This window comes from Streptomyces botrytidirepellens (assembly GCF_003721215.1).
Classification (GTDB): domain Bacteria; phylum Actinomycetota; class Actinomycetes; order Streptomycetales; family Streptomycetaceae; genus Streptomyces; species Streptomyces himastatinicus.
In genome coordinates, this window is the sequence record NZ_RIBZ01000011.1 from 1 (window position 1) to 11,678 (window position 11,678).

Sequence of the window (11,678 nt, forward strand, 5' to 3'; positions counted from 1 at the left end):
CGGCGGAGGAGTTGTGTTCGGCGGAGTACTGGGTGCGGCATGTGCGGGAGACCGTGCGGTTCGCCGATGGCGTTCGGGCGTTGTCAGAGGCCGGGGTGGGGACGTTCCTGGAGCTGGGGCCGGATGGTGTGCTGTCGGCCCTGGTCCGGGAGTCGGTACCGGATGAGGCCGTGGTGGTGCCGGTGCTGCGTAAGGACCGTCCGGAGGAGAGCGCGGCGGTTACCGCGCTCGCCCGTCTGCACGTGACCGGCATCGCCGTCGACTGGCGGGCGTTCTACACCGGGACCGGCGCCCGGCAGATCGAACTGCCCACCTACGCCTTCCAACGGCAGCGGTATTGGCCTGCGGCTGTGGCTGCTCCGGGCGATATGCGGGCTGCCGGTCTGGCCTCGGCTGAGCATCCGTTGCTGGGTGCGGCGGTGTCGTTGGCCGACTCGGACGGTGTGGTGTTCTCCGGTCGCCTGTCGTTGGCCTCGCATCCGTGGCTGGCCGACCACACGATCACGGGCCGGGTTCTCGTGCCCGGCACCGCCTTTGTGGACCTGGCGATCCGGGCCGGTGACGAATTCGGGTGCGATCTACTCGAAGAACTGACCATGGCTGCGCCACTGGTGCTGCCCGAACGGGGAGCGGCGCAGATTCAGGTGTTCGTCGGTTCTGCCGATGACTCCGGACGGCGGTCGGTCAAGGTGTTCTCCCGGGTGGATGGCTCCAATGAGCCGCTGTGGACGCAGCACGCCACGGGGGTCCTGGGCGTAGTGGACGATCTGGCTGACACCAAGTTCGATGCGACCAACTGGCCGCCCCCGGGCGCTGAGCCGGTCGACCTCGATGGGTGCTACGAACGGCTTGCCGAGTCCGGGTTCGCATACGGCCCGGTGTTCCAGGGGCTGCGGGCGGTGTGGCGGCTGGGTGCCGAGCTCTTTGCCGAGGTGGCTTTGGACGAGGGTGCCGATGCCAGTGGGTTCGGGATGCATCCCGCGCTGCTGGACGCAGTGCTGCACGCCGGCGCCTTCGCCGATGGCACAGCGGATCGCGGTCTGCCGTTCGCTTGGGAGGGTGTGGCGTTGCAGGCCTCCGGGGCGACGACGGTGCGGGCGAGGTTGTCGTACGACGAGCGGGGGGCGGTGTCCATCGCGGTCGCGGATGTGGTGGGTCGTCCTGTGGCGTCCGTCGCGTCGTTGGTCGCGCGTCCTCTTGCTGCTGATGAGCTGGCGGACGGTGGTGGCCGGACGGTTGGCCGGGATTCGTTGTTCCGGGTGGAGTGGGCTCCGGTGGCTGAGGGGACGGACGCCGCGCCATCGGTGGTTGCGGTGGTCGGCCCGGACGGCGGTTTGGCCGGGATGCTGCGCGGTGCCGGGTCGGACGTTGCGGTGTATCCGGATCTGGCCGCGTTGGCCGTGGCAGAGGGGCCGATGCCGGATGTGGTGTTGGCCGAGGTCGCTACGGAGCAGCCCGGTGACGGAGTGGTGGATGGTGTCCACGACATGGTGACGCGGGCTTTGGGCTTGGCTCAGGAGTGGTTGGAGGAGGAGCGGTTCGCCGCTTCTCGCCTGGTCGCGGTGGCATGTGGTGCTGTCGGTGATCTGGCGGTGGCGTCGGTGTGGGGTTTGGTGCGGTCGGCGCAGTCGGAGCATCCGGGTCGGATCACGCTGCTGGATCTTGGTGACGGTGCTGTGTCGGGGGCGGTGTTGTCGCGTGCGTTGGCGCAGCCCGAGCCGGAGCTGATGGTTGGTGATGAGGAGGTCCTGGTCCCCAGGCTGACGCGGATGCCCGTTCCAGAGTTGCGTGCGGCGTCATGGGAGCCGCGCGGCACGGTTCTGATCACGGGTGGTACGGGTGGTCTGGGTGCGGTGGTGGCGCGGCATCTGGTGGCCGAGCGTGGTGTGCGGGATCTGCTGCTGGTGTCCCGGCGTGGGATGGCGTCGCCGGGTGCTGAGGACTTGGTTGCCGAACTCGTCGGATTGGGTGCCCGCGCCGAGGTGGTGGCGTGTGATGTGGCTGATCGTGATGCGCTGGCGGAGGTGCTGGCCGGGCGTGAGGTTTCGGCTGTGGTGCATGCGGCCGGTGTGCTCGATGACGGTCTGATGGGTGCGTTGACTCCGGGGCGCCTTGATGCGGTGTTGCGTCCGAAGGTGGATGCGGCATGGCATCTGCATGAGCTGACGCAGGCCATGGACCTGTCTGCGTTCGTGGTGTTCTCCTCCGCGGCGGGCACGTTCGGCAGTGCGGGTCAGGGGAGTTACGCCGCGGGGAATGCGTTCCTGGACGCGCTGGTGCGGTACCGGCGGGATCAGGGGCTGCCGGGTGTGTCGCTGGCGTGGGGGCCCTGGGACCATCCTGGCGGCATGCTCGGCGAGCTGAGCGCCGCCGATCGGGAGCGGATGCACCGCTCGGGATTCCCGCCCCTGTCCACCGAGCAGGGTGTGGCGCTGTTCGATGCCGCGGTCGGTTCCGGGGAGCCGGTGGTGCTGCCGGTGCGGCTGGATCTTTCGGCGCTGCGGGCTCGTGGTGAGGTGCCGCCGCTGTTGCGCGGGCTGATCCGTACGCGCCGCACAGCCGGACGGATAGCGTCCACCGGGCTTGTGCAGCGGGAGGTGTTGCTGGATCTGGTGCGAAACCAAGTCGCGGCGGTGCTGGGGCACGAGAGTGCCACGGTGGTGGACCCCAACCACGCGTTCCGTGATCTCGGGTTCGACTCGTTGATGGGTGTGGAGCTGCGTAACGGGCTGAGTGCGGCGACGGGGTTGCGGCTTCCCGCGACGCTGGTCTTCGACTACCCGACCGCGCAGGCACTCGCGGACCATCTGTTTGACGAGTTGCTGGGGGCGGATACGGGTGTGTCGGCGCCAGTTGCTGCGCTGCCTTCGGTCGCGGATGATCCGGTGGTGATCGTGGGGATGGCCTGCCGGTACCCGGGTGGGGTGTCGTCTCCGGAACAGTTGTGGCAGCTGGTGACGGCAGGGGTGGACGCGATTGGCGATTTCCCCGCCGACCGGGGCTGGGACCTGGGCAGTTTGTACCACCCGGATCCCGGCCATCCGGGCACGTCCTCGACCCATGCGGGTGGCTTTCTCCGGGACCCGGGCGCGTTCGACCCGGCGTTCTTCGGGATGAGTCCGCGTGAGGCGTTGGCGACTGATGCGCAGCAGCGGTTGTTGCTGGAGACGGTGTGGGAGGCCGTTGAGCGTGCCGGTGTGGATCCGGTGTCGTTGCGGGGCAGCCGGACCGGGGTGTTCGCCGGGGTGATGTACAACGACTACCGCAACCTGCTGACGGCCCGGGAATTCGAGGCGTTCCGGGGCAATGGCAGTGCGCCGAGTGTGGCGTCGGGCCGGGTGTCGTACACGCTCGGGCTTGAGGGTCCGACGGTGACGGTTGATACGGCGTGTTCGTCGTCGTTGGTGGCGATGCATCTGGCGGCGCAGGCGTTGCGTGCGGGTGAGTGTTCGCTGGCGTTGGCCGGTGGTGTGACGGTGATGTCGACGCCGACGACGTTTGTGGAGTTCTCGCGGCAGGGCGGGCTGTCTCCTGATGGCCGGTGCAAGGCGTTCTCGGACTCGGCTGATGGCGTCGGCTGGGGCGAGGGTGTCGGCATGCTGGTGCTGGAGCGGCTGTCCGACGCTGAGCGGAACGGGCACTCGGTGCTGGCGGTGCTGCGGGGCAGCGCGGTGAACCAGGATGGCGCGTCGAATGGGTTGACTGCGCCGAATGGTCCGTCCCAGCAGCGGGTGATCCGGCAGGCGCTGGCCAGTGGCGGGCTGTCCCCGGTCGATGTCGATGCGGTGGAGGCGCACGGAACCGGGACCACTCTGGGTGATCCGATCGAGGCGCAGGCGTTGCTGGCCACGTATGGGCAGGATCGGGACTCGGGGCGTCCGCTGCTGCTCGGCTCGGTGAAGTCGAATATTGGTCATACGCAGGCTGCGGCGGGTGTCGCGGGTGTGATCAAGACGGTCATGGCGATGCGGCATGGGGTGCTGCCGCGCACCCTGCACGCCGAGGTGCCGTCGTCGCATGTGGACTGGACGGCCGGGGATGTCGAGCTGGTGGCGGACAACACTGTGTGGCCGGAGGTGGGGCGTCCGCGTCGGGCGGGTGTGTCGTCGTTCGGTATCAGCGGCACGAATGCGCATGTGATTCTTGAGGCTGCGCCTGTGGTCGAGCTGCCGGTCGGGGAGCCGGAGGCGGTGGTGGTGCCGGGTGTGGTGCCGTGGGTGGTGTCGGCGAAGACCGAGGCCGCGCTGGACGCGCAGGTGGACCAGCTGAGGTCCTTTGCCGATGACGAGGGGGCCCGTTCTCCGCTGGATGTGGGTTTCTCGCTGGCTGTCGGGCGGTCGGTGTTTGAGCATCGGGCGGTGTTGCTGGCCTCTGACTCGGGTGTGGTCGAGGCTGCACGAGGTGCGGTTGGTCAGGGTTCGTTGGCTGTGGTGTTCTCGGGGCAGGGTGCGCAGCGGCTGGGTATGGGCCGAGAGTTGTATGGCCGATTCCCGGTGTTCGCAAAGGCGCTGGACGCCGTACTTGCGCACCTTGGCGATTCGGTGCGCGAGGTGATGTGGGGCGAGGATGTCGAGGCCCTGAACAGCACCGGGTCGGCCCAGCCTGCCCTGTTTGCGGTTGAGGTGGCGTTGTTCCGGCTGGTGGAGTCCTTTGGGGTGCGGCCGGACTTCGTGGGTGGGCATTCGATCGGCGAGGTCGCGGCCGCCCACGTGGCGGGTGTCCTGTCGCTTGAGGACGCGTGTGCTTTGGTGTCCGCGCGGGCTCGGTTGATGCAGGCGCTGCCGCCCGGTGGGGCGATGGTGGCGGTCGAGGCGGCCGAGGACGAGGTCGCGCCGTTGCTGTCCGATCAGGTGTCGATCGCGGCGGTGAATGGGCCCTCTTCGGTGGTGGTCTCCGGCGATGAGGTTGCGGTGCTGGAGGTTGCGGCGCGGTTTGAGGCCGAGGGGCGGCGTACGAGCAGGCTCGCGGTGAGTCACGCGTTCCACTCGCCGCTCATGTCTTCGATGCTGGATGATTTCCGTGCCGTTGTGGCTGGTCTGGAGTTCGGTGAGCCCACGATTCCGGTGGTGTCGAATCTGACCGGTGGACTCGCTGCGGCGGGGGAGTTGTGTTCGGCGGAGTACTGGGTGCGGCATGTGCGGGAGACCGTGCGGTTCGCCGATGGCGTTCGGGCATTGGCCGGGGCCGGGGTGGGGACGTTCCTGGAGCTGGGGCCGGATGGTGTGCTGTCGGCCCTGGTCCGGGAGTCGGTACCGGATGAGGCCGTGGTCGTTCCGGTGCTGCGTAAGGACCGTCCGGAGGAGAGCGCGGCGGTTANCTGCGTAAGGACCGTCCGGAGGAGAGCGCGGCGGTTACCGCGCTCGCCCGTCTGCACGTGACCGGAATCGCCGTCGACTGTCGGGCGTTCTACACCGGCACCGGTGCGCGGCAGGTCGAACTGCCCACCTACGCCTTCCAACGGCAGCGGTACTGGCCCACCACCGCAGTCGACGCAGGGGACGTACGGTCCGCGGGGCTGGCCTCGGCACGGCATCCGTTGCTGGGTGCGGCGGTGTCGTTGGCCGACTCGGACGGTGTGGTGTTCTCCGGTCGCCTGTCGTTGGCCTCGCATCCGTGGCTGGCCGACCACACGATCATGGGCCGGATCCTGCTGCCGGGTACGGCTTTCGTGGAGTTGGCGATCCGGGCCGGTGACGAGGTCGGGAGTGGCCGGGTCGAGGAACTGACCCTGGCCGCACCGCTGGTGTTGCCCGAACGAAGCGCGGTGCAGATCCAGGTGCGAGTCGGTGCGGCGGATGAGGACGGGCGGCGCACTGTCACCGTCCACTCGCGGCCCGATGACGACTCGGGCGCGCAGTGGACGCAGCACGCCGTCGGTGCGCTGACCGACGACCCTGTCGAATCCATCGTCGGCTTCGATACGGCCGCCTGGCCGCCGGCGAGCGCCGAACCGATCGACCTCGACGACCATTACGCGCAGCTGGCCGAATCCGGGTTCGACTACGGACCGGTGTTCCGGGGCCTGCGGTCCGCGTGGCGGCTCGGCGACGAGGTGTTCGCCGAAGTCGCCCTGCCCGAAGCCCCCGATACCGCCGCCGTGGCCGATACCGACATCGGCATGGACACCGACGTCGACGGGTTCGGCGCTCATCCCGCGCTCTTGGACGCGGTCCTGCACGTCGCCGGATTCACCGGCGCCGCGCAGGACGGCGAAGGGGGAGCTCTGCCGTTCTCCTGGGAGGGCGTGTCGCTGTTCGCCTCCGGCGCCACGTCGGTGCGGGCACGACTGTCGCGTGCCGGGCAGGACACGGTCACGATCGAGGCCGTCGATACCGCGGGGCGGCCGGTCTTCACGGTGGACGGTCTGGTGGTCCGCACCGTCACACCCGAACAACTCGGCACCGGCCCGGCGGTGGTCGGGGACTCCCTCTTCCGTACGGAGTGGACCGCGGCCACCGAGCAGGTCGGGACCGAACCGCCCGAGGTGGCCGCGGTCGGCCTGGCGGACGACGTGACCGAGCTGTTGCGCTCTGCGGGGACCGAGGTCCGGGCGTACGCGTACCCGGATCTGGCGGCGTTGGCCGCGACCGAGACCCCGGTGCCGGACGTGGTTCTGGTCCAGCTGAACACCGAGCCCGACGCCGGGCGGGTGGAAGCCGTTCACGCCACGGTGTCGCAGGCCCTGCGCCTGGCGCAGGACTGGCTGGCGGGGGAGCGGTTCACCGAATCCCGACTCGTCGTGCTGACGCGCAATGCCACCAGCGGCGATGATGTGGCAGCGGCCTCGGCGTGGGGCCTGATGCGCTCCGCGCAGACGGAGAATCCGGACCGGATCACGCTGCTGGACCTGGACTTGGATCTGAGCGGTACGGAGGTTCCCGGCCCGGTCCTGGCGCGGGCGCTGACGACGCCGGAGCCGGAACTGGCGATCCGTGAGGGGCACCTCCTCACGGCTCGGCTGGTACGGGCACAAGCGCCGGAGCCGGAGCAGACACCGGACCCGGACCCCCTACCGGAGCCCGGCGCGTCCTGGGCCGGTTCGGGCACGGTTCTGATCACGGGCGGCACCGGCGGTCTGGGTGCGGTGGTGGCCCGGCACCTGGCGGCCGAGCACGGCGTACGGGACCTGCTCCTGCTGTCCCGGCGGGGGATGGCTTCCCCGGGTGCTGAGGACCTGGTCGCCGGACTCGCCGGACTGGGCGCCCGTGCCCAGGTGGTGGCGTGTGATGTGGCCGATCGGGAGGCGCTGGCCGAGGTACTGGCCGGGCATGAGGTGTCCGCGGTGGTGCACAGCGCAGGGGTGCTGGACGACGGCATCATCGGTGGGCTGACTCCCGAGCGTGTCGATGCGGTGTTGCGTCCGAAGGTGGACGCGGCGTGGCATCTGCATGAGCTGACGCAGGGCTTGGACTTGTCTGCGTTCGTGGTGTTCTCCTCCGCGGCGGGCACGTTGGGCAGTGCTGGTCAGGGGAGTTACGCCGCGGCGAATGCGTTCCTGGACGCGTTGGTGCGGTACCGGCGAGATCGGGGGCTGCCGGGTGTGTCGTTGGCCTGGGGCCCGTGGGAGCAGACCGATGGCATGCTCGGTGAGCTGAGCGCCGTCGACCGGGAGCGGATGCACCGCTCGGGATTCCCGCCGCTGTCCGTCGAGCAGGGGGTGGCGCTGTTCGACGCCGCCCTGGCCACGGCGGATCCGGTGCTGTTGCCGGTCCGGTTGGACCTGCCCGCCCTGCGGGCCCGCGCCGAGGTGCCGCCGCGACTGCGCGGCCTGGTCCGGAGCCGCCGCGCGGCAGGCCGGGCCGCCACGGACCCCGGCCTCGTACAACGGCTGGAGGGAATGGACGAGGCCGAGCAACGCGATGCCCTGCTGGATCTGGTGTGCGGACACGTCGCGGCGGTACTCGGGCATGACGGCGCGGCCGCGGTCGATCCGTCCCGCGCATTCCGCGATCTCGGTTTCGATTCGCTGACGTCGGTGGAACTGCGCAACGCACTGAGCACGGCGACCGGGCTGCGGCTTCCGGCCACGCTGGCCCTCGACTACCCGACGGCGAGCGAGCTCGCGGCCCATCTGCACACTCAGCTGGTGTCGGCGGAAGTCGAGGGCTCCGGCTCGATCCTCGCCACGCTGGACAAACTGGAGCAGGTGATCGCGAAGGTGAGCGTGGACGCCACGGCGCACAAGCAGATCGCGGGACGGATCGAAGTCCTCAGGTCACGGTGGGCCACACTGCGCGCCCAGGAGAACTCCGCCGAGCTCGACTTCGACGCCGCGTCGGATGACGAGATGTTCGCTTTCCTCGACGAGGAGCTCGGCGGATCGTAAACAGGATAGGGAAAACCCGAGACGTTCCCGTGGTAAACGGTTCGGCGACGTCGGCGGGCATTCCCGCTGGGCGAACAGTGGAGAAGTTCCAATGACGCGAGGATCGCGCCTGACATAGCTTGGGTGCGAAGCCGTGGAAATTTTTCGCTCGCGGTAGCGCGATGCGTTCGTGCCGGGTCCGCTGAGCACGAGAAACCCGATACGTAGGCGGCGGATCAGTGGCGCGTGCCCGGTTCGTGAGCCGATGAGGCGATAGGGCGTGGGGCATGGTCAAAACGAGTGGCGATACGGCGGTCGAGGTGCGCGATCTTGTACGCGCCTATCCGGGGCGCAACGGAGAGCTGATCAAGGCCAATGACGGCCTGAACTTCAGCGTGCCCCGCGGGCAGGTCTTCGGCCTTTTCGGCGCGAACGGCGCCGGTAAGACGACGCTGGTGTTGCAGCTGCTCGGACTCGTGCGGCCCACCTCCGGTTCGATCATGGTCAACGGCGTCGATGTGACCCGTTACCCGGAGACGGTGAAGTCCACTGTCGGCTTCCTGCCGCAGGCGGGGCTCTCCATGCGGCTGATCGAGACCCGTCGGGCTCTGCACTACACCGGCAGGCTGCGCGGCCAGAGCGAGAGCGACGCCCGCCGCCAGACCGACGCGCTGATCGACGAGCTGGGCCTCGGCCCGTACGCCGACCGTCAGGTGGAGCGGCTCAGCGGCGGCCTGATGCGCCTGGTGAACTTCGGCATGACGCTGATGGGCCACCCCGAGCTGATCGTGCTGGACGAGCCGACCAATGAGCTGGATCCGCACAACCGGCGTCTGATCTGGGAGATGATCGAGCGCCGCAGCACCCTCGAGGGCGCCACGGTCGTCCTGGTGACACACAACGTGCTGGAGGCCGAGAAGGCCGTGCACCGGGTCGCGGTGATGCACGGTGGCCGGATCACCGCGATGGGCACGCCCGGTGAACTCAAGGAGCAGATCGGCGCGCAGGCGCGGCTGGAGCTGTTCGTCCGCGACGGCGGCAGCCTCACCCCGGAGGAGATTTCGCGGCTCAGCACGGTCGGTGAGGTCAGCCAGGGTAGCCGCAGCGGCAGCTACCTGATCACCGCGGCGACGGACCGGCTCCAGCCGCTGATCGAGGTGCTGGTCACCGATGTCGGCGTGAAGCGTGTCGACGATTTCCGCTTTGCCCGTCCGACCCTGGAAGACGTCTACCTCACCCTGAACCCGAGACAGGACTCCTATGCCGCGGCCGCCAGGGAACTGGTGACGACTCCGGCGGGAGGCGGCGGTTCAGCGGAGAGCGGTGACGCGGGGAAGACGGCGGCCGCCGCCGCGCCGAACGGCCACCGGCCGGCGGCCATGGAACTCCCCGCCGCCGAGCCCCCCGCCGCCGAGCCCCCCGCCGCCGAACCCGCGGCGCCGGTCTCCGGGACGTCCCGCCGGGCCCGCGCCCGGGCCCACTCCCACTCCCAGTCCCAGGGCCGGGGCCGGATGCCCTTGCGGGAGCGGCTCGGCCGGTTCGGCACCTCGTTCAAGTACCTGTGGTTCGAGCACATGCTGACCGTCCGCACCTCCTGGCACGTGCACATGGTGTTCGGCATCTTTATGCCGCTGACGATGGTGTTCGGCTTCTCCCGGATCGGCTCCGGGCTGACCGACGAGCTGAGCCTGACGTACATCGCCAGTGGCTCCGGCGTGTTCGCGATCGCGGCACTGGGCACCACGGCGATCGCGCAGCGGATAGGTGCGATCAAGGCCGAGGGATCGATGCTGTACTACGCCTCACTGCCGATCAGCAAGGTGGCGTTCGTGATGGCGTTCGTCGCCGCCCGCCTGCTGCTCATCGCCCCGGGCCTGGTGACCTCGCTGATCGCGGTGCGGCTGCTCTACGGCCTGGACTTGACGCTGTCGCCGATGCTCCTCATCGTCTATCCGCTGACCGCGCTCCCGCTCGCGGCGCTCGGCCTGGTCATCGGCAGCCTGATCGACCGCATCGAGCTGATCTCGATCGTCACCTACGTGCTGAACTTCGTCCTGCTGCTCGGCGCTCCTCTGCTCATCCCGGCCAAGGCCCTGCCGCTGCCGCTGAAGGCCCTGAGCTGGGTCATGCCCACCACCTACGGGTCGGACGCCATCCGGCGCAGCGTCAGCGACAACATCGATGCCACCTTCGGCCTCGACATCCTGGTGCTGACCGTGATGACGGCGCTCGCCCTCACCATCGCCGACCGGTCGCTGCGTTGGCGCGCCTCCTGACTCGCCCTCGCCCTTCGCCCCCGGAGCCGAAGCCGGTGATTTCCCCAGTAGCGCTCCCGTAGCATCCTGGCCGGGCCGACGGGGGGCCCAGGCGCCCACCCCTCGGCGTGCGTGCTCTCGGGCATTCCGGCCGGCGGAATGTGGGGATGTCCACCACGGCGGATGGAACGGGAGCGATTTCGGTATGAAGTTCCGGGTGCTGGGTCCGCTGACTGTCCTCGACCGAGGTGGCCCCGTGGCGCTGGGCGGGATCAAACAGCGCGCCGCACTCGGATTCCTCCTGCTGCACGCGAACCAGGTGGTGGCGACCAGCACCCTGCTGCGTGCGCTGTGGACGGGCAACCCGCCGCCCACGGCGCGGAAGATGCTGCAGAACGCGATCTCCAGCCTGCGCGGTCTGCTGTCCGCCGAGGACATCGAGGGCGAGGGCGGCGAGGCCGGCATCGCGGACCGCGGGGGCGGTGGGACCGGCGAGGGTGCCGCCCCCGCACCGATGCTGCTGACCCACGCGCCCGGCTACCTGCTCAGCGTGCACACCGACGCGCTGGATCTGACCGCCTACCAGGCGACGGCGGACAGCGGACGTGCCGAACTCGCGGCCGGGTCCTGGACCGCCGCGGCGAAGACCCTCCGGACGGCGCTGGAAATGTGGCAGGGCCCGGTCCTGGCGGACTTGGCCGAGGCCGGCACGGACTGGCCGGAGCTGACCGCGATCCAGCAGGCGCGCCTCACCGTGCAGGAGGACCTGTTCGAGGCCGAGCTGGCTTGCGGCGGACATCACAAGGTGGTGCAGGAACTGGAGGCGCTGGTCGTCGCGGAGCCGGTACGGGAACGGCTGTGCGCCGAGTTGCTGCTGGCCCTGTACCGCTGTGGCCGCCAGGTGGACGCGCTGGAGCTCTACCGCCGTACGAGGACCGCGTTCGCCGACAAGCTGGGCCTGGAGCCCGGCCGCGTACTGCGTGACATGGAGCGGGCGATCCTCGAACACGACCCGGTGCTGTCCCAGCCCGACGCGCTGGGGATCATCGCTCAGGAGAGTGAGGCCAAGCGCGGCGGCCCGCCCGCCCAGCTCTCCCGCAGGACGCCGCCGCAGCCCG

Annotated in this window: 4 protein-coding genes; all 4 read left to right on the forward strand. The window is 69.6% G+C overall.

Annotated elements, in window-relative coordinates; genetic code table 11:
• The first annotated feature begins 53 nt into the window (after positions 1–53).
• The gene (locus EEJ42_RS54105) at positions 54–5,378 is read left to right on the forward strand and encodes a type I polyketide synthase (protein WP_425472828.1); all 5,325 of its coding nucleotides are present in this window, start codon (positions 54–56) and stop codon (positions 5,376–5,378) included.
• Entirely contained in the window at positions 5,375–8,326 is a 2,952-nt protein-coding gene (locus EEJ42_RS54110; RefSeq protein ID WP_123098017.1) for a type I polyketide synthase, read from the forward strand. Before EEJ42_RS54105 ends, EEJ42_RS54110 begins: the two co-directional genes overlap by 4 nt.
• Positions 8,327–8,592: 266 nt before the next feature.
• On the forward strand, positions 8,593–10,581 hold the full coding sequence (locus EEJ42_RS00270) for an ABC transporter ATP-binding protein/permease (RefSeq protein ID WP_123098018.1): 1,989 nt from the start codon (positions 8,593–8,595) through the stop codon (positions 10,579–10,581).
• Between the two features lie 184 nt (positions 10,582–10,765).
• The coding region (locus EEJ42_RS00275) for an AfsR/SARP family transcriptional regulator (RefSeq protein ID WP_148081796.1) at positions 10,766–11,678 on the forward strand (913 nt) is incomplete at its 3' end.